Here is an 18,146-nt window from a genome sequence, read left to right on the forward strand (position 1 = left end):
GCATAATGGATGAAAACCAAACCGCGAAATTCGATCACCTCCCTCAAGTTTCTATGATTCCATCATATATTGACTGAAAACGGTTACATAGGATGATATTTTTACTTTCGAATACTATCTTGTCACTTTGCGACAAGCGTCTTGTCGTAATATAAATAGGCCCGGTCTATGGACCGAACCTTGCTCTACGTATGAGATTTCAACAGTTACGCCATCGATGATGCACCACTTTGTCCACCTATCAAGCCTCCGGATAAGTCTCTCTCACGAACTTCGCGCATTGAACAATGAGTTTCTTCAACACTTCGGTATCAATATCCGCTACTTTGTTGATATAGATGCAGCCTTTGGCTAGCGTATGCTTGCCGAAGTCCGTCAACAGCGCGTCCTGCGTGTTGTCCCCGGTGGCGATATACAAGCTGATCTTCGCTTTGCGAGGCGAGAACCCAACGAGCGGCGCATCGCCTTCATGCCCTGAGGCGTACTTATAGTGATAGGAACCGAAACCGATAATACTCGGTCCCCACATCTTCGCTTCATAGCCCGTCGTCTCCGTGAAGATATCCAGTAGCCGATACGCATCCTCCCTCTTCTTCGGGGACTCCACCCCCTCAATGAACTCAATTACACTATGTTCGGTTTCTTTCGTCTTGGTTTCATACATAATCATTCGCTCCTTTGGGTCTTTTTACAAGTATCAACACGAACCGGACCACGCGCTTTTTACACCCTTCGGAACTGTAGATGGGCTATTGGCTACCTACCGTGTTTACACATTCCAATGAATTAACAGTCCTGCGTGAGCCAAGCCGCCTCCAAAACCATACATTAATACTTTATCACCATTCTTAATTCTCCCAGTTGTAACTCCTATATCTAAGGACAATGGAATCGTTGCTGAGGATGTGTTTCCGTAGTTGACTAAACTGTATAATGTTCGTTCTATAGGGAAATTGCTTTTTTCACAAATAGACTCCAGCATTCTTAAGTTTGCACTGTGAGGAACAAACCAATCCACTTCATCCAAGTTAATCGAAGCGTTATTCATAACGGATTGCATTCCTTTCGGTATCGTTTTAACAACCCATTTATAGACCTCTCTACCATTTTGTACAATATAGCCGCTATCGGTTAAATCTTCATTGTGCATTCGGTTTGATAGAATTGTGCAGTATAAATGATGTCCACCCTCTCCTTCTGATCCCAAATGTGATGAGATAAAACTTGGTTGGTGTTCATCATATTCTACAAGAGCGGCTCCTGCGCCATCACCGAAAAGTATACAAGTAGTTCGATCCGTATAGTCCGTTATTTTGGATAAAGTTTCAGCACCAACAACAAGAATTTTTTTGTTTAAACCAGATGTTATCATACCATTTGCTATGTGTAAGCCATATGTAAAACCTGCACAAGCAGCATTTAAGTCAATGGCTCCAGTATTCTTAATGTCCAACTTAGTTTGAAGATATGAAGCTACACTAGGAGTTTTGAAATCAGGAGTTATTGTACACACAATGATTAAATCTACATCCTCAACAGATTTACCGTATCGTTCCATTAAGTTTAATACAGCTTTATAGCTAATATCGCTCGTAAACTCTTCTTCACCGGCTATTCTCCGCTCTTTAATACCTGTTCGCTGAACAATCCACTCATCATTCGTATCCACCATTTTTTCTAAATCTTGATTTGTTAATCTTCGCTCTGGAACATATGAACCTATTGCAGTAATCCTTGCTTTGGAACTTGACATTCTTATCACCTCTTTAGATTATATGTTTAATATCTCATATTAATACCTGGTACTAATTTATTACAGAATCTTACCACTAACATTATATTTCTCGCAACTCTATTCACCACGAAAACGTTTAATATCTCGCATCGGAGGCATGCCGACATCCGGGCATATTCTCTGTTAAATTCCGAGGGGCTTTCACAACCCAAATCCAGCATCCGCCGCTTCAGTATCCCCTGAGAGCAGGAGACGACGGGCTTCTTGTAATCTCACTTGTTTTTGAAATTGGAGAGGACTCATGGCCGTTATTTCTTTAAAGTGATGATGAAGTGACGAAGGGCTCATATTTACAGCAGCGGAAAGCTTAGAAATTTGTAGCGGTTCGTTGAAATCACGTTCGATCCATTTGACAACATCTGCAATTCGTTCAGCATGACTCCCGGCCACGCAAAATTGTTTCATAGATTGACCTTGTTCATCTTGCATAATTCGATAAAGAATCTCTTGCGTAATTAGAGGAACAAGTACGGGAATTCCTCCGGCGTATCCAGGAGACGAACCAGCCGAACAACCTATGCGGTATCACCGACCGCGGCCGTTTATTGTGCTACCAAGTATGCTGTACGCGCCATAACGGAAGGATTGCGTCAAGAAGTTGGGTCGGGTATCCGTGTTACGTCTATATCTCCAGGTGTAACGGAATCTGAACTTGCCGATAGTATCTCTGACGATCAAGCGAGACAGGTCATGAAAGAGTATCGAAAAATTTCCATTCCTGCTTCATCTTTTGCTCAATCCATATTGTTTGCCATAGAACAACCGCCGGAAGTTGACGTAAATGAAATCATCATCAGACCGACTGCAAGTTCCGCTTAAAACACAAAGAAGAGCTACAGCGTTTCATTGCTGTAGCTCTTCTTTGTTGTGAATATCTTACTTCAACGTAAGTTCCTTTTTCCACGTTAATTCCTCACCTTGCTCATCCTTAAACAGAATTACAATCTTTCCTGTCTCGCCTTTCATCGAATCCGAATAGAAGAATCCTGTCATTTGTCCGTTGCCGCTTATGCAAAATCCGTCTGCACCGCTTGCTCCGTTTGCAATCGCATCTTGAACTGAATTGATAATCATGTTGTCCTTGGACAACCACTGCATTTCGGCAAGGGCGAACCCTTCCGGAAGCTGTTTCACGGCAAAATCAAAGCTGTTCCCCTCAATAGGCTTCTTTGTCTGGTCTATGAAAACCTGAATGTCCTTGTCAGTGTCGGTTGTAGTCTCAGGTTCTGTTTCAGCTGAATTATTTCCAGTGGCTTCATTCTCTGGCGTCGTTAAAGACGAATTCGTCTCCGGTGCGGCGTTGTTGGTCTGATTACTACATGCACTGGCCATCAACAGTAGGATCAGTGCTGAAATTAAAATCAAATATTTGTGTTTAATCATGGGTTGTTCCTCCAATTGATTAGCTTTCAATCCAAAATCTTTTTACGATATTACCGTCATCTTCTGTAAAGATGGTGTCCGGTACTCCACCGTTTTACTGCCGTTAAAACTCTTTTGTCATCGGTTACTAACCAGTATGTAGAACTTGGGACCCAATCTTCGGGGATATGCTCGCGATTTTCATTTCAAAAAGAAGTTCAATCATACCTGCAAAATCAGCCGGGTCTTTGCTAACTACCCATCCATACCATTGCTTCTCCACTAGCCTTCCATTCCTCATTAAAAGCTAGGTATTCCTCTCGATATTCAATACTCGGTTTTGCCAGAAATACAGTCTGCAAGATCAGCACCTCCTCGATGGGTTTAAGCGTTGTTCATGTTATTGTCCTCGCTTATGTACTGAGTTTAATCCCAAATGTTTAAATACTTTCGAAACAAGTGATTTAGAATCTCAGTTGGATCCTCTTGTTCAACCTTAATGAGGTTAGCATACCCAGTCATTCTTTCAATCTCTGTATCTATAAAATCATGAATTACTTGAATGCGAGGTTCCAAATCCATTTCATCGCCAGACATCTTTCTAGCAAGCAGAGCATCTATTTCTTGCTTCAGTTCGGTCCTACCTTGAAGAATGTCATCCACCAGTTCCTGAAACAAGATTGGGGGATTTGCGTTATATTTTTCGATCCACAAACAAGCCATAATCGGTCTGAGGACATAAAAATATTTCTTAATTTTAACTAAATCACCTTGCAGATACTCTCGAAAATTTCCTTTTGCCATACTTAAGTAATGGTGCAAGGATGCCTTTGGTGAGAAAACTTCTTCTTTGAGACTCTTCATCTCATCCCTGAATCCATAACCCTCGTAATAGATAATGCTAGATTCAAGCCACTCGAGGAGAGGCGGATTCGACTTTCTAAACAGCTTTAGCGCTTTCCTGATATCCCACCCGTTTATATCCAAAAGATTGTTGACTGGTTCCTCAATGACATCTCGTTTCTCATCAATAGACAGGTACCAAGCCGGTTGTTTTATGTAAACGAATCGAACATCGTAATCACTATCTTTGGAAGGAAAGCCCCAGGCTCTGCTCCCCGATTCTACCGCAAACAACACTTTAATCTGGTGTAATATTTCGATCTCTTTGAGTTTAGCTAGAATCGTTTCATTCATGGTATGCTCATCTCCTTTTGAAAACATTATACCATCGTTATGAGCGCTCCATTATTTTTTAAAACGAGCTTACCTTTGACACTCCACAATTGCCGTATCCTTCAACACGAACCGCACTACGCCGCTCAGATGTTCCTCGAATGTATCGTAAATTCGTCCGGCGCTTTTGCAACCTTTAGGGACTGTATGAGGGCTGTTGGCGACATAACCGATTTGACCAAGCGCAGTCACCTCCGCCTTAATCGCCTCCTGATCGAACGCATTATCCGGCTCCTTGCGCAGCACAATCACCTGCCCCGGTTTTACGAACCCCGTTCCGAGATGATGCTGCATGCCTGTGATGGCAATATACGTTAGTTGTTCCACATTCACGTTCCCCTTTAGCAAGATGATAGTGCCTATTGTATCAGGAGCACGTGACCACGCAGTGTCAGCGAATGTCCGTTCGCAAAAAAATTCCGCAGAAGTTCTGCGGAATTTAGATTCATTTGGATGTCTTGGCAACACTAATCCCTATTCCTGTACAAAAAAATTAAAAAAAGAATAAACATAATCAAAACTAAGGACATGCTGTTAGTTATCAAAAAAGCATACCCCACACCCTCCATCGCCAAGCTAACGGCATACACTTCCATCAATCCAATACCTATAAACAACAGCCAAAAGGTTTTCTTGTTTAAATCCTTAACTGATTTGGTTCTGATGATTTGAAGGATTTGAGGTATCCAGCCGAAAGAAAGGATAACCCCGCCGATTAGCTGAAACATGGCAAATATCATGATATCCCCTCCCATTGTTAATGATATGCTATGGAACAGGAAAAGACACCCGAGGGTGCCTTTTGTTCTGTGTGTGATTGGCGCAACTTAAATCTACTCAAGGTACATTGCTTTTAGTTGAGCGCGTTCCTGTTTGGTAATGCCCAGACCCTGCTCAAGGAATACGTCGATGGATCCGTATTTCGTTTTCATTTCTTGGATGGCGGCGCCCAGGAATTCTTTTTGCACACCCATTAATGCGGTAATCGCTTTGACCATGTTCTCGTCTTTCACTTTTTGCTTAACGCCTTCAATCATCATCTTGTTCGCTTCCGCACGGTACACGTTGCTTAATAAATAATCTTCCATGACCGTCTTCTCATCTACGCCAAGCGCCAACAAAATCACGGCCGAACCTACACCCGTACGGTCTTTACCCGCGGTACAATGTTGCACAAGTGCCATATTGTTCTTCTCGTTCAGCAGTTCCATTAACGTTACATAAGGTTCCGGTTTCTCAATCATGCTTTTGTTGCCCATCACAAGAAGTCCTACCGCCGTTTGTTCATCTTTCAACATGCCTGAAGCCATAATGCTGTTCAGATCGGCTCCTGAACCTGTATTCCCTTGATCTGTGCGAACATATTTAACGCCTTTAAGGACCGGATCCGGCATCGCTTTGACTTCAGAGTCATTACGGTAATCTACATTGGTCTTCAGGCCCATACGCTCGACATATGCCAAATCTTTAGGTGTAAGATGTCCGAGCTCCTCCGCACGATACAACTTGCCCCACTTCACGGTTTTTCCGTCTGTCGTGCGATATCCGCCCAAGTCACGGAAGTTGAATGCGCCTTGCAGGTTCACTTTGCGCTCAGCCGTCGTTACGGTGGCACCGTTGCCGGCTTTAATTTTGAAATACACGCGGAAGCCCGGTTTCGGATCTGCCGTTACATAACCGCCGAAGCTTGTATAGGTGTGCGCCAACAGTTTTCCATCGGATTCAATGTTGTCGGGAGAAGTGCTCCAGTAAATTTTGGCCGGCCCCAGGTTGCTACTTGTTTTCCAGTGGATGACCATCTTACCGTGATTGGAACGTTCCACACTTGCTGCAGAGAAATGACCTTGTACTGGGGCAGGTGCTGCGGATGCTGCGACCGGTGTCAGCGCGCCCACCATAAGCGATAAAGATAAAACAATAGTTGTCATGCGTAATGATCTAATATTCATCATCAGTTCTCCTCGAATCAGATTAAGTTCATGTTGAACACTTGTCTCATTCTAGGCCCTAATTGTTTTCTGAAAAACATGATGATGTAAAGTTTATATTAAAATATATACATATCAAAAAAGCCAACAACCCGTGTTGTTAGCTTCTCGTCACCTCTACAGGAAATCTTAACACCGTTTTCAACTTCGCTGGTTCCGTCTTTCGGGGGTCGGACAGGTAGATTTCACGATGAATTTTGCTTGACCGAGTATACCCCTGTTCCGTACAAAACCCTTCCATCCGTTCAAAACTCGCCGGCTCCTCGTCAAAACTTCCTCGATGCATCATCTGACAACTCAGTCCATTTTCCACATGCCCAAACCGGATCCTCTCAAGCAACGGATTAGACTTTTTCCTTTTGGAATGTTCCACATATCGTTCATAATTCTCTTCCGTTACAAAATCGGGCTGGCGGATCATAATCGTATACTTCAGATTGCTTTTGTCCGTCGCGGGCTTAGTGTAATCAAGCAAATCCCATTCGCCTTCAAGCGGAAACACCGTGTATTCATAGTATCCTTTCGGCACATGATCACTTTTGTATGACATTCTCACAGCATAACTCACACTGTACAAAGCTTCGATCACCCTGCCGAACTCCTCGCCGTTAGGGTCCCCCGAACCGCTGACCATGAAGAATGACATCCGCGGGACGTCTACGATTTCAGGTACCGTTTTTGGTACATAGAGTTGCTTATAATCTTTTTTGTAGTCTATTTTGGGGCTCAAGGTTAGGCACCTCCCATCAAGATCTTAATTCATAAAAATACTGCACAATCGGATGCTTTGCCTTCATCTTCTCGGACATGTTTAGAATCCGTTTTTTTCCAACTCGCTTGTCCACCAAAGCCAGAATGTTGAGTACGATGTCTTTACTTTCAATGCTTTCCTCGATTGGGCTGGATAAAAACGTATTAGCGACAACGATAAAATTCGATTTGCTTAAGGATGACTGTGCTGACAAAAGCTCTTTTGCATGTTCAGTTATTTTTCTGCTGCGTGCAATAACTTCTAGACGATGCTCCGGCACGAGCCCCTTGGTATCTTTGCGAACCTCTTCAATTTCTTCGTTGTTAATCGGTAGTTGGATAGCTGGATCATTCTTAATCTCTAAATCCGTCTGGTACCATTTCATTGAGTTATGTATATCATTCATATTGAGTACATTCTTTTTGTCGACCATAATATAACAAATTCCTGGCTTGTCGGGTAAATAACGGTATCCGGTTGCGCTGTATTCGACCCTTCCATTTAACGCAGGAGAGAGGAAACTCTCCAGTTGTTGCTTTATTTTACTCCAAGCCATGTAATCCTCCTGTGTTCTGTAACAAAATATATCTGCAATTCTATTATACACAATCTGATAACAATGAATGAAAGGAGGGACATCGGTCTCAAAACTTTAGGTTAATACTCAGATGGTTACACGAACGATATATCTCTCGAAGGTTATGGGTAAGCCCCTCTCCGTTGCGTTTTTCTCAAAGATCTGCGTGATTTCTGACATAGACTCTTGCAATACCATTTCATATATCAAAGGCTTTTGACCATAAACACTCATTTTCACAATATCGATAGGTTCATGCAGGTATTCCATACTTCTGACGGTTTCAATCTCGGCCTGAGTTAATCCACCTTCCTTTAACCTTTCAGTCAAGTTATCAAGTATAGGTTTACCTATTGGGGACGGTTCATAAAGTTCTGGGAATAACTCCGACAAACCCGAAGTACTGCGATCACCGGGGTGAAGACCAATGAGTTTGCCGCCTTTTTTAATGATTCTTTTTGCGTCAAGGTAAGCCGATGTTGGACCTCTACGATTATACGCACAGTCAAATTCCTCATTATCAAAAGGCAGCCTGCCTTTCGTATTTACCGTCAAGAACGTGGCATTGGATCGACCTGCTTGATTCCCCTGATGTATAAAGTCTTCTGTTATGTCAATACCTACTAGATGCTTTGCCACTGGTGTCCATTGCAAGGCGAACTCCCCGTGTCCACAACCGATGTCCAATACCTTCATGCCTGGAACCATCAATGCCACCTCATTAGCAAAAATCACTTCTCCGTTGGGCGTTGTAATCGTCGACTTCCAGGGATACGAATACTGTCCTGTTAAACTACCTAGCTGGGCGTACCATTCGATGGAATGAGGGCGTACCCATTCAGGATGAGTCTTGGGATTGAACATATTGTTTATGCACCTCCGATTTGTAAAAAAATTTACCATAATTAGTAACTATGTAGTTTATAGGTGAACTAATTTTCTATTGCGGAATTGTACGCTGAAGCGTATGTAAGAGAATTGAATGCGTATGTCTTGCCGACGATTCCATTTAACACTTCTGAGGAACATGCTAACTTTAAGGAACGGTAACGGTTAGCCCCAATATTTTGACCGCGATGTTATATGAATTACAAATATCCTCAAATGATCTTGAATGCTCCGAATCACAATAACCATTGTGCTTGGGAAGATGCTCTAAGAATAGCAGGACTTGAGGGATTGAATGAGATGCATGGCTGGTTGTTGTCCTTACGCTGACTATATGGGATGGGATAAACTTACCGAAGACGGATGCTGGGGAGAATTTAAAGAAGGAATTTATTCGGATGACGAACTAAGGGAGAAAGGGAAGATCTTCGGGGAGACATTTATTCGCAAAAGATCCGAGGGTTTGATGCAGTTGCTGAAAGAAGCTTATTGTAGGAAGATGGCACTCCAGTCCTCACGTAATTATATTGCGCAGAGCAGCCCACATTGGTACATGACACAATTATTTCCCAATAGAGTCTCTAAAAACAAATTCTTTCTCATCGTCTTCCTCATCAAAATATATCACCTTTTGGTTTAGTCTATTAATTAAATCTCTACTTAATCCATAGGTGTTAGATAAGCAAATGGTATCAAATTCTTCGCTCTAATCTTTTTGGGACCATTTTCGGTTGATATAATAACATTACAATTTGGACTGTAATCACTTAACATCTGTCTGCAATTACCACAAGGAGAATATACGATATCACTTCTATCACCGCCTATGGCAACAATACAGTCAAATTCACTTTCTCCATTCATAATTGCATTACTGATAGCAACTGTTTCTGCACAAGCTCCATATAATGAGTATACATTTATCCCCAAGTAGACTTTACCGCTTTTACATCGTAATGCACAGCCAACTGTATGATTAAATTTTTTATGGTCATAATTTCTTTTTATAATATCTCTTGCCATACTAATGAGTTCTTCATCCGATGATGTTATTTCTTCAAGTAACATAAGATTCTCCTATTCAAGTGCGAATTGTCAGAAATAATTTTTTTACCCTTCTAGAACACATCCACCGCCAACGGTGCCAACGATGTCGTTCCGAAATTATCGGGCAAGGGGACGGGTCGTGTTCAAAACTGGGCACAAATGCTGCTTCTACTAACTGTGCTCTTCCTATATGATGTCTCAATTATAATCGCTATCATCAATTTCACTTATGGCAAGTTCAAATTCAGCTTGGCTGGGTTGAACTGCCTTTTCTTTTTCAGGAAAGGCTTTATCGAATGCTTCAAGTTGGCTTTCATCGGTCTCCATACACTCACTAAAAAATATTGTTCCGCTTACGCTGTCAAATGCACCTTGATAAAGTGGTAACGCCATGATTCCTGTATAATAATTTCCATCGGGCATAGCAATGCCATATTTTTTGGACCCAATAAAACCATATGGTTTGTAATGGTAAGGGTACCCTCCAATGATGATAGCAGTATAGCCAAGTTTTTTGGCTTCTTCAATAGAATGTACGATCAATGCACGCCCTAATCCTTTGCGCTGTAACGCAGGAAGAATACTGACGGGACCAAAAGTTATTGTCTTGTGTTCGATTCCATGATTATTAATTACTTTGGAATGTGAGTAGAATATGCTCCCAGCAATCTTTCCATCAAGTTCTATAACAAAGGACAATTCCGGAATAAAATCGGCATGTCTCCTTAAATTGTGAATAATTAAATGCTCATTACAACCTGGACCGTATAAATTCCAAAACGCCTCTCGAGTAATTTCCTCCACAAGATGGTAATCTTCGGGGCGTTCATGCCTTATTACAATATTCATTTTTTATATCCTCCAAGACAAAATGATGTTCTAGCAAAGACAATACTCTTATCGAAACTACTTCAATTATAACAAAATGCGAAGGCATGAGCATAAATAGCCATTAACTTCAATTAACATCTTATGATTTTAGAGTATATCGTCAGTCCATAGTCACCTTTTATCTTGTCTCTTTATCTGATACATTTTCAATTGTTATACCTTCGAAGTGTGCTTTATCCTTATATTGCAAAAGGACTTCCTTGATATCATTAACGTTGTACAAGCTGCATTCAAAAGGTAATTCCAACCCTTCATAGTAAGTAACTATTGAAACTCTTATTGCTGGGATTAAATAATCACCCCAAACATAAAAGACAAAAAATCCCCCTCTATAATGCTTGTTTAAATATGTAATCAAAGAAATTTCAACATAACCAAGCACTTGCTCTAGTTCACTTATTAAAATACTTTCTTTTTTTATCAACTTGTTTAAATTTTGAATGGTGCAGAGGATTATAGTTAGCTTCAGCATTATATTGTTCTTTATCGTTAGAGAATAATAAGTTAGGTTTCTCTGATACCGCTATTATTTCATGGTAGGCTTTTATACCTTTACTCTTTAGAAATTCTATCATTTTATTGTCACTGCCTTCAGATTATGGATACACCTAGCTACATGCTTACCAAACAGATAGCCTTGTTCTAAAATCATTTTCGTCGGTTATATACTCAACATTCTCAAAGCCTTTATCAATGGCATTCAGATACAAGTCATCAAGTATCTTGTTGTCTTTACAATAAACTGTGACATATGAGGAATCGACTACTAATAGAACCAACTGGCATTGGCTTATTAAAAGGTAAGTACATCTTCAATGCTCTCACCTTTTGGAAATGCTTTAAAATTCGCAAAAATTATATAGTAATTGCTTGAGTTAAGAATTTCACTGAGATCTTGCCCCTTCATCCCATATATCTCACCTTGAAACAAGGGCTCACTTCCCCCAGTGTCCTGATATGCTTCTTCTCCTCCAATATACCAATCGAATTGACTTATGTTGAAAGGCAACAGTACATCTCCAAGATAGTTGCCCCACTCGTTCTGTATCTCTAATTGAATCCCTCTTTTCATTTATACTCTCCTTATGATCTGCCTGTATATCCACATTAACGCAATACTTCGTCAGATTTAAAATTCCTTATTCAGCTTCTAAACCATATCTTAAATTGTTTGGAATCATTATTTCATTTTTCCATTGCTCAAAAGAGTCATAAACAGTTGTTACTGGCCAAAAAGGATCTGGTTCTACTGACCCGCGCCATGTTAAATGAACCTGAGCGTATTTCTCTCCTTCTACGTATTTAAAGAGATATTCATCCCTATCTCTTCTTCTTGCCACTATCTCAACATTTTCACCATACAGCACATGATTTTCACACATTTCTTTCTGTAATTCATGAAAAAATTATAGATTCTGAAGATTGCCAGGGATCAAGAAAAATTTCTAGTTGCATATCGGCACCTCTTTTTATTGTTATGCCACTAACCCAAAAAGTGAGCTATTTCCCCAACTTTTTCTTGGCAACATAGGTTATACAATCAGTTGTCAGCTTTACTGCTTTTCCATTTCTTTCAATTTCATATTCTATTTGTTTTACAAATTGCTTTTTTATTTCCCATCCAGCATATTGTTGATTTAATAATTCCATCATTCTTTCAGTAGAAATATTCACTTCAAACATTGGATCCAGTTCTTGTTCATTTTCAAGGATTATTTCTTTTATGTTCGATCCAATAATAATACAATTGGTTCCATTTGTTTTGGTTCCAATAGTCATTTCATTAAGTTTTCTTTCCAATGCCCTTTCCGAACTTACATGTTCCAGGGCAGATACAGCAATAATAATGTCATACTCCTCTTGTTCAATGGTGAATTCTTCAATGTCTGATAGTCTTGTTTCAATAAATTCTTCGACCCCAAATTTCTGACTATATAATTTTAATTTTTCTATTGCAGACTCTAATAAATCAACGCAGACTACTTTACCACTTTTATTTCTCATAGATTCCGCTATAGGGATGCTATTTCTACCAATCCCCGATCCTAAATCTAGTACACATAAAAATTCTTGTTCTTTATACTCTTCTAAAAGATCTGTTACAGTTTTTACTGGTCTGTGAAGCCAGGATCCTGGCTCAAATAAAGTGTGATTATTGTAACAGAAGTCATGATATTTTTTTTCTTCTGATCTTATCCCCTCTACTCTGTCCATACATTTACCTCAGTTCTCTGCATGTTTTTCGTATATTCACTTCTCTCGACGAATTCGAGTGTGCCCGGATGTATCATACTTTAATTTATATATTTACTTCATCCCAGTTTCCAATTACATAACTTAATTGACATAATACAATGAATAAGTAACTAATATTTATTGATAAATTTAATTTATGCCTTCTTAATAGTATCTTGTGTTCACTTCCGGTTATCATCTCATTCTTTAATTTAAACTTTAAATTTCTATTCACCTTCATTAACTCTAAAAATTCAATTATTCCCATTAGACTCCAAAGCAAAGTAAAAACAAGTAAAAGAGCATTAGCAAGTGACAGTAGCATACCAATTCCTACATCTGTTGTTTTACTATATTTAAAACAGAGATGGACTAACAATGTTACCGTAAATAAACCGATTCCAATAATACTAGACATGGGTGTATGTGTTTTGTTTGTTATGTTTTTCACACCTTTCAATCGCTATTGAGTATTTGACCAATAGGGGAAATCACTTCCCCTTACCTCAACTGCTCCAAAATAGAAGGATCCTTGATCTTCGTGTCCTGTGCTAGCATGACGACTTTCGATAAAATTTCAGAAGTTCGCGGGTCTTCATCCAGAAATGGAAGGAACAGCTTGCCACGGTGCTGAGATGGAACTGCCAAGATGTAGAGTGTGCCCGCAGCCTGCTTTTGGACGGTACCACTGCCGAGATGCACCCCATAGTCCTCTAATGCCCCTGATATTCGAGCAAAATTCCCCTCCAACCGCACATTCTCTATCTTCAGCAACCGCAAAGATTCGATAATAATAACCTTACGCAACTCTATAGTCGTTAGACTGGCTTCAGGATCGACCCCGCCGACGTGCGCGGTGCTTACAACCAAATCTACATCCCGCATCACTTCAGAGAAGATGATGGGAGGAACATCGCTTATTGCAATAGGCTTATAGGTATCCCGGTGGATGAACGAGACCGACTCCAGTGTGGGCGCCTCAATCTCCGAAGGAGCGAACCAATCCGCCACTGCATAAATTTGAGTAATGATATTCTCCTTGTGATACACCTTCTGAAGTCCCTCTTCATAGCTGACGGTCCACATCCTGGATTTCAATAATGCTATCGTACGATTCATTTGAATTTGGTGTCCAGCATACCGACGGGAATGGGATCCACTATCCAGCTCGTCTGCATTAGGCACATACAGCTCCCGGAACACTTGTTTGAAGGGTTGCTGCAGCTGACGATCGAACAATAGCTTCTGATACGAACTCCATTGACTGCTCTGATACAAGTGAACCGGGTGCGCTATCCAAATTCGATCCTCAGTAGACAGAGCATAGGCTTGTCCCGCAGCATTAACCAACTGCCCAGCATGATAGAACCCGAGAAAACCATCTTCCCCCGTTCGCCATATAAGTGAATGAACAAGCGTAGCCAGCGTTGGATTATGCGACAAATTCATCAATTCCTCATAGGCAAAATCCGCCTGCGACTCCATACTCTTCTCTAACTCTATGATTGCGCGCTTATGTTGGTTTCTCAGACCAGTCACAGCTTCTTTAAGCGACAGCACATAAGGATGTTTACTGTACTTGGCTGGCAACGTCTTCAATTTCTTCCCTTGCTTCGTCGTCTCAATCGCAGCGCGGCCATCCCTATCAACAACCAATTTCACTTCCAGGTCGTCAATAACCGTTGGCTCGAGCATAGGAGCCATGTCTTCGAACTTTCTGGATTCCATATCCCACTTCATCCGGGTCACATCGGCATAACCTGCATTTCTGGACAAGTTGTCCAACGCGATTGCTACGGCTATCGCTTCACTGGCGCTGCGTTGTGCGCCGAATTTTTTGCTTTCTTGGGCGAATCTCTGGATAAACTCATACCGCTCACGCACACCGCTGCCCCGTACGTCACCGATTGGAACTAAGCTATAGCATAACAAGTGGTCTTTGTTTCGTTTGGCGATGACAGATGCTTTCATTTCTTGCAACTCTAACTTGCCCAGAACGGCATCCGCGAACAGCTGAGAGCGCCGATGATTCGATCCGGCTGAGATATATTTGGCACAGCGGTACAACATATTGAACCGCTTCTCGCCCAATTGTTCATAAGCGGACATAAACCAATGAATGTCGAATGCCCCGTCGTTAAACTCCTTTGGAGAGATTGGAGAGTAATGCGCGACAACAGTCTCTTTCTCAGCAGAGAAGTCCTCGTTCACATGAGCATGGAAGTACCATGCTGCACTGCGCAACCCCGGCCAATCTAAGTACGCTGCGATCAGCTCGATCCACTGCGGCGCATACATGGCCGCTTCTAGTAAACGTTCATCCGTAATGCGTGAATTCTTCAGCATGCGAGCCAGCTTCTCTACATCATCACCACTTGCCGGATGACAGGCACGAAGGAGGTGGCTGAAGGACTCTCTTTTGCTTCGATTACCATAAATGTATCCTCGTACGAACGTTTCTTGATCCAACCTTGATAAGATGGCAATGAAATATTCCATGCCCTCATAGTAGACAATCCGACCGGCTAAATTCGATAATTCCGTAGCCAGATCTCCGCGATTCAATTCTATATCCAGGATAAGAGGAACAATCGTCTCTTTAAATCGTTGCAGCGTAGGGGACTGAAGCGTGTTATCCATCTTCTTGTTGGTCATGTTCCACATATGATTCATGCTTTGTTGATCTCTTGTTAGAAGTTCCCGATAGATCTCTTCGTCTTCAATGAGTCCCAATTCCCGTGCTCTTACCCAATCCTTAAGTTCACACATACCATGATTAAATTCCGTAATATGATAGTAGTTATGTTTTAATGCAAAATACGCAGCAAAGGAATGATCATCATACACAGCATCCCCTGTCCTCCGAAGCCAAGGCTCTACAAGTAACGGCCAAGCATCGGATTGTCCATGAATTTCTCTTCTCTGCAGGCTTACGATCACCTGATTTAACACCCGACTCGAGAATTGGAACCGTTCCCCCACCTCACAGTCCCGATAGTAGGCGTATAACAATTGTTGAACTTGATGCCTATAAGGAAGTTCCCGTATAAATTTATGGAATTCATGCATCTTGCCCATGGGATACAGCTCAGCCAGCCATTCTCTTCCCCAATCTCCCAGTGCGGCGTAATTCGCGGCTTCCCAACCTCTTAATTGATCAGCATCATATTGACACAAGTCCTTGCTATGGAAGTAAAACTCCATTTGCATGACTTCTTGCACCGTAAATTCATGATCCGCGTAATACTTCTTCCACACTTCGGCCAACGGATACCCATCCAGCTCCGATTCCCTTGGCTCCTGATCCCAACGTCTGTTCAACTTGTGAAGTTGTGCTCCCAGTAAGTAATGCTCCTTCTCCCCGGCATAATACTCTGACGTATACTCGAACTCGCGATGTTCATGGACCAATCCCGACAAACCTTCTAGAAACTGCTTGATGGTGTCCAGGGGCATATTGAATAGCTCGTTGACTCGATCATTGGCATCGTATGGCCATGGATGTAGCTGCTGCTGTTTCCCCGCGTCGTACAGTCCGAAGCCGTTATGCAGACCCTTCTTTTCACTGTGCTTCAGTCGTTCCATATAGGTCCTTTCTTTATCTGAAGGCTCCTGTAAGGATGAGAGATGATGCTGTACACGTTCGAACCTATCGTTCTCCTGCTCGTCTTCCTTAAGCATACATAGCAGTTCAAGAGCGCCTAATCGCTGCAACTCCACAGAACTTGTGATCAGTGCTTGAATGGTTCGTTCCAGTTGTGTCCCATCTAACTTCAACAAGACTTGAATAGCACTTTGGCGAAGCGTACCTGTCTTCAGCTTCAAGAGCCCTTGCACGGACTCTGCCTCTTGCGAAGTAAGGGTCATCTTATTGAGGCGTTCTAACGCGGCTTCACGATTGGGAACACTTTTATCCGCCAAGGAATCTAATAGAAATTGACGTTGCGCATTGTCCGTCAGATCCGGAGTGAATTGTTGTATCAAGGCATTTCGATATTGAGGACTGATTCGATCCTTAAGCGCAATCATCTGAGCCAGCAGCGCAGCATCCTTATCATAAGCCGCGAGATACATCAATTTATTCATAATCGCATCCGTCGTATGGTTGTAGGTTAACCACTGGAATACCCTCGAATTGCCTTTAACTTCTTGCTTGGGCATGTTCATTAGCATTTGTCGGAATAGATCGAATTGACGGGTCCGTTCTCCTTTGCTTTCTAGCAGAGGTGTCTTTTCAAAATGGTATGTATCCTCTTCCGTATGATAGTACCAGCCCATGGGCCACTGATGACCGTAATTCGCTACAATAAGCGACTGTAATTCCAGGTCGGTTTGCGATAAATAAGGAATGGCCAGCTTGTAACGAAGCTCTTTGTTGCGGCTCTGCACCAAGACGTATTGTGCGGTAATTTGCTGGTACAGTGCTCCATTCTCCATAATGGATTGTATAGCTTCTTGCAGATGATCTTCCTCGTAAACAGCCGTTGCCCACAATGCAAAATAAAGCTTGTGAACATCCTCGCTCTTCTTCCATGCCTGGCGTTGAGATTCATCCTGAAGACATCTGTGCGCGTACTCCAAGCATTGAGTCACGACCCTAGTATTGGCTGCTTCCAGATTCAGTCCCGTCCACACACCCAATGCACGAATGACAGAGCTGTACCGAATGAAATCATGATCCACGATCACTTGCAAAAGATACACGTAAGCCGCCATCGTGCCCTCATCCATCGTTTCCACGATACTTTGTCTTAGACCTTCTTGCAGCCTTGCAGCGATTAACAACTGGCCAAGCATCACATGTGCTTCTGTCCGATGACTGAACACGATCCCGCGAATCATATTCCGGTTCAGCAATACCGTCTGGTTGTCCCCGAACACAATCTCCTTCAGCGCCGCGAAGATCTCTTCGTTGTTGCGGTCCAACTCATACGCGATCATATAAGTCATAATCGAATCGAACCTATAATCATGTAATGGTTCCGTTCTAGTGAAATATGATGACATGGAAAATCCAGTGGCCATCAAGTTATATAAATCGAACATCAAGGACAGCATGTTGCCCAAGTGAACGCGAGAATCCCTCGTCCGGAAAGGCCGCCGCAAATAAGAACGACTGTACGGGTACTCCGTAATATGTTCAGACAAGTAGCTCACAATCTCCGCTGCATATTCGCCGGCGATCGTTCTGGTTATGGGGATAAGCGGAGCGAAATATGCCTGACCCTCACCTTCATCCAACAAACGCTCAAGCAGCTCCGCCACCTCATCATGAATGGAATAGCTCACGCGAGACTCTATATCCTTAAATTTCTTAGCGATTAATTGTTCCAATTGTATAAATGCATCATTGTCATCAATCTTCATCTCCACTAC

General features: G+C 42.0%; 21 protein-coding genes and 2 pseudogenes. 2 read left to right on the forward strand and 21 right to left on the reverse strand.

The window, feature by feature from the left end; translation table 11 throughout:
- Positions 1–241 precede the first annotated feature (241 nt).
- From SY83_RS02225 to SY83_RS02235, 3 genes are all read right to left on the reverse strand, one after another.
- Positions 242–664, reverse strand: coding sequence for a DUF1801 domain-containing protein (locus SY83_RS02225; protein ID WP_068603866.1), 423 nt, complete (start codon positions 662–664; stop codon positions 242–244).
- Positions 665–769: 105 nt separating this feature from the next.
- A complete protein-coding gene (locus SY83_RS02230; RefSeq protein WP_068603868.1) occupies positions 770–1,753 on the reverse strand; it encodes a ketoacyl-ACP synthase III in 984 nt (327 codons plus the stop codon).
- Positions 1,754–1,936: 183 nt separating this feature from the next.
- A complete protein-coding gene (locus SY83_RS02235) occupies positions 1,937–2,224 on the reverse strand; it encodes a helix-turn-helix domain-containing protein (protein ID WP_068603869.1) in 288 nt (95 codons plus the stop codon).
- A gap of 87 nt (positions 2,225–2,311) precedes the next feature.
- Between SY83_RS02235 and SY83_RS22495 the strand changes: the two are divergent.
- Positions 2,312–2,614, forward strand: a pseudogene (locus SY83_RS22495) (SDR family oxidoreductase); the annotation flags it as partial.
- 57 nt (positions 2,615–2,671) lie between these two features.
- Here the strand turns inward: SY83_RS22495 and SY83_RS02240 are convergent.
- From SY83_RS02240 to SY83_RS02275, 9 genes and pseudogenes are all read right to left on the reverse strand, one after another.
- Positions 2,672–3,178, reverse strand: a complete 507-nt coding sequence (locus SY83_RS02240) for a hypothetical protein (protein ID WP_068603871.1) — start codon at positions 3,176–3,178, stop codon at positions 2,672–2,674.
- 19 nt (positions 3,179–3,197) lie between these two features.
- Positions 3,198–3,519 (reverse strand): annotated as a pseudogene (locus SY83_RS23210) (GNAT family N-acetyltransferase).
- Positions 3,520–3,583: 64 nt separating this feature from the next.
- Positions 3,584–4,354, reverse strand: coding sequence for a nucleotidyltransferase domain-containing protein (locus SY83_RS02245; RefSeq protein WP_068603873.1), 771 nt, complete (start codon positions 4,352–4,354; stop codon positions 3,584–3,586).
- A gap of 69 nt (positions 4,355–4,423) precedes the next feature.
- Complete coding sequence (locus tag SY83_RS02250) at positions 4,424–4,720, reverse strand: HIRAN domain-containing protein (RefSeq protein ID WP_068603876.1); 297 nt, start codon at positions 4,718–4,720, stop codon at positions 4,424–4,426.
- Positions 4,721–4,860: 140 nt separating this feature from the next.
- The gene (locus SY83_RS02255; protein WP_068603879.1) at positions 4,861–5,133 is read right to left on the reverse strand and encodes a PQ-loop repeat-containing protein; all 273 of its coding nucleotides are present in this window, start codon (positions 5,131–5,133) and stop codon (positions 4,861–4,863) included.
- Between the two features lie 93 nt (positions 5,134–5,226).
- Entirely contained in the window at positions 5,227–6,321 is a 1,095-nt protein-coding gene (locus SY83_RS02260) for a tyrosine-protein phosphatase (protein ID WP_231891357.1), read from the reverse strand.
- Positions 6,322–6,481: 160 nt separating this feature from the next.
- Positions 6,482–7,111, reverse strand: coding sequence for a GyrI-like domain-containing protein (locus tag SY83_RS02265; protein WP_068603880.1), 630 nt, complete (start codon positions 7,109–7,111; stop codon positions 6,482–6,484).
- A 16-nt stretch (positions 7,112–7,127) separates the two neighbouring features.
- The gene (locus tag SY83_RS02270; RefSeq protein ID WP_068603882.1) at positions 7,128–7,688 is read right to left on the reverse strand and encodes an SF0329 family protein; all 561 of its coding nucleotides are present in this window, start codon (positions 7,686–7,688) and stop codon (positions 7,128–7,130) included.
- Between the two features lie 108 nt (positions 7,689–7,796).
- Complete coding sequence (locus tag SY83_RS02275) at positions 7,797–8,573, reverse strand: class I SAM-dependent methyltransferase (protein ID WP_082882260.1); 777 nt, start codon at positions 8,571–8,573, stop codon at positions 7,797–7,799.
- A 358-nt stretch (positions 8,574–8,931) separates the two neighbouring features.
- On the opposite strand from SY83_RS02275, the gene SY83_RS23215 reads away from it, so the two are divergent.
- Positions 8,932–9,237, forward strand: coding sequence for a hypothetical protein (locus SY83_RS23215; protein ID WP_197479942.1), 306 nt, complete (start codon positions 8,932–8,934; stop codon positions 9,235–9,237).
- Between the two features lie 20 nt (positions 9,238–9,257).
- On the opposite strand, the gene SY83_RS02285 is transcribed toward SY83_RS23215, so the two are convergent.
- The 9 genes from SY83_RS02285 to SY83_RS02315 all read right to left on the reverse strand — a co-directional run bounded on the left by SY83_RS02285 (position 9,258) and on the right by SY83_RS02315 (position 18,137).
- Positions 9,258–9,665 carry a cytidine/deoxycytidylate deaminase family protein gene (locus SY83_RS02285; RefSeq protein ID WP_068603886.1) on the reverse strand — a complete coding sequence of 136 codons (408 nt, stop codon included), beginning with the start codon at positions 9,663–9,665 and terminating at the stop codon, positions 9,258–9,260.
- Positions 9,666–9,842: 177 nt separating this feature from the next.
- The gene (locus tag SY83_RS02290; protein WP_068603889.1) at positions 9,843–10,493 is read right to left on the reverse strand and encodes a GNAT family N-acetyltransferase; all 651 of its coding nucleotides are present in this window, start codon (positions 10,491–10,493) and stop codon (positions 9,843–9,845) included.
- A 160-nt stretch (positions 10,494–10,653) separates the two neighbouring features.
- Positions 10,654–11,007: a hypothetical protein gene (locus tag SY83_RS02295; RefSeq protein ID WP_231891358.1), complete on the reverse strand. Its 354-nt coding sequence runs from the start codon at positions 11,005–11,007 to the stop codon at positions 10,654–10,656.
- Between the two features lie 148 nt (positions 11,008–11,155).
- Positions 11,156–11,314, reverse strand: a complete 159-nt coding sequence (locus SY83_RS23730; RefSeq protein ID WP_407944606.1) for a DUF2691 family protein — start codon at positions 11,312–11,314, stop codon at positions 11,156–11,158.
- A gap of 14 nt (positions 11,315–11,328) precedes the next feature.
- Positions 11,329–11,607, reverse strand: a complete 279-nt coding sequence (locus tag SY83_RS23735; protein ID WP_407944607.1) for a DUF2691 family protein — start codon at positions 11,605–11,607, stop codon at positions 11,329–11,331.
- 67 nt (positions 11,608–11,674) lie between these two features.
- Positions 11,675–11,902 carry a hypothetical protein gene (locus SY83_RS22970; RefSeq protein ID WP_157279768.1) on the reverse strand — a complete coding sequence of 76 codons (228 nt, stop codon included), beginning with the start codon at positions 11,900–11,902 and terminating at the stop codon, positions 11,675–11,677.
- 133 nt (positions 11,903–12,035) lie between these two features.
- Positions 12,036–12,749: a class I SAM-dependent methyltransferase gene (locus SY83_RS02305; RefSeq protein WP_068603891.1), complete on the reverse strand. Its 714-nt coding sequence runs from the start codon at positions 12,747–12,749 to the stop codon at positions 12,036–12,038.
- An 85-nt stretch (positions 12,750–12,834) separates the two neighbouring features.
- Positions 12,835–13,230 (reverse strand): hypothetical protein, encoded by a 396-nt coding sequence (locus SY83_RS23220; RefSeq protein WP_197479943.1) that lies wholly within the window; start codon positions 13,228–13,230, stop codon positions 12,835–12,837.
- A gap of 41 nt (positions 13,231–13,271) precedes the next feature.
- Positions 13,272–18,137, reverse strand: coding sequence for a DUF4132 domain-containing protein (locus SY83_RS02315; RefSeq protein ID WP_068603895.1), 4,866 nt, complete (start codon positions 18,135–18,137; stop codon positions 13,272–13,274).
- Positions 18,138–18,146 lie beyond the last annotated feature (9 nt).

The sequence above is a fragment of the Paenibacillus swuensis genome (genome assembly GCF_001644605.1).
In the GTDB taxonomy this organism is placed as follows: Bacteria; Bacillota; Bacilli; order Paenibacillales; family DY6; genus Paenibacillus_N; species Paenibacillus_N swuensis.

Bases quoted from the DNA above. Each gene is read 5' to 3' on its own strand.
- SY83_RS02225 (WP_068603866.1), bottom strand. From the start codon at position 664: ATGTATGAAACCAAGACGAAAGAAACCGAACATAGTGTAATTGAGTTC.
- SY83_RS02230 (WP_068603868.1), bottom strand. From the start codon at position 1,753: ATGTCAAGTTCCAAAGCAAGGATTACTGCAATAGGTTCATATGTTCCA.
- SY83_RS02235 (WP_068603869.1), bottom strand. From the start codon at position 2,224: ATGCAAGATGAACAAGGTCAATCTATGAAACAATTTTGCGTGGCCGGG.
- SY83_RS02240 (WP_068603871.1), bottom strand. From the start codon at position 3,178: ATGATTAAACACAAATATTTGATTTTAATTTCAGCACTGATCCTACTG.
- SY83_RS02245 (WP_068603873.1), bottom strand. From the start codon at position 4,354: ATGAATGAAACGATTCTAGCTAAACTCAAAGAGATCGAAATATTACAC.
- SY83_RS02255 (WP_068603879.1), bottom strand. From the start codon at position 5,133: ATGATATTTGCCATGTTTCAGCTAATCGGCGGGGTTATCCTTTCTTTC.
- SY83_RS02260 (WP_231891357.1), bottom strand. From the start codon at position 6,321: ATGACAACTATTGTTTTATCTTTATCGCTTATGGTGGGCGCGCTGACA.
- SY83_RS02270 (WP_068603882.1), bottom strand. From the start codon at position 7,688: ATGGCTTGGAGTAAAATAAAGCAACAACTGGAGAGTTTCCTCTCTCCT.
- SY83_RS02275 (WP_082882260.1), bottom strand. From the start codon at position 8,573: ATGTTCAATCCCAAGACTCATCCTGAATGGGTACGCCCTCATTCCATC.
- SY83_RS23215 (WP_197479942.1), top strand. From the start codon at position 8,932: ATGGGATGGGATAAACTTACCGAAGACGGATGCTGGGGAGAATTTAAA.
- SY83_RS02285 (WP_068603886.1), bottom strand. From the start codon at position 9,665: ATGTTACTTGAAGAAATAACATCATCGGATGAAGAACTCATTAGTATG.
- SY83_RS02290 (WP_068603889.1), bottom strand. From the start codon at position 10,493: ATGAATATTGTAATAAGGCATGAACGCCCCGAAGATTACCATCTTGTG.
- SY83_RS02295 (WP_231891358.1), bottom strand. From the start codon at position 11,007: ATGCTGAAGCTAACTATAATCCTCTGCACCATTCAAAATTTAAACAAG.
- SY83_RS23735 (WP_407944607.1), bottom strand. From the start codon at position 11,607: ATGAAAAGAGGGATTCAATTAGAGATACAGAACGAGTGGGGCAACTAT.
- SY83_RS02305 (WP_068603891.1), bottom strand. From the start codon at position 12,749: ATGGACAGAGTAGAGGGGATAAGATCAGAAGAAAAAAAATATCATGAC.
- SY83_RS02315 (WP_068603895.1), bottom strand. From the start codon at position 18,137: ATGAAGATTGATGACAATGATGCATTTATACAATTGGAACAATTAATC.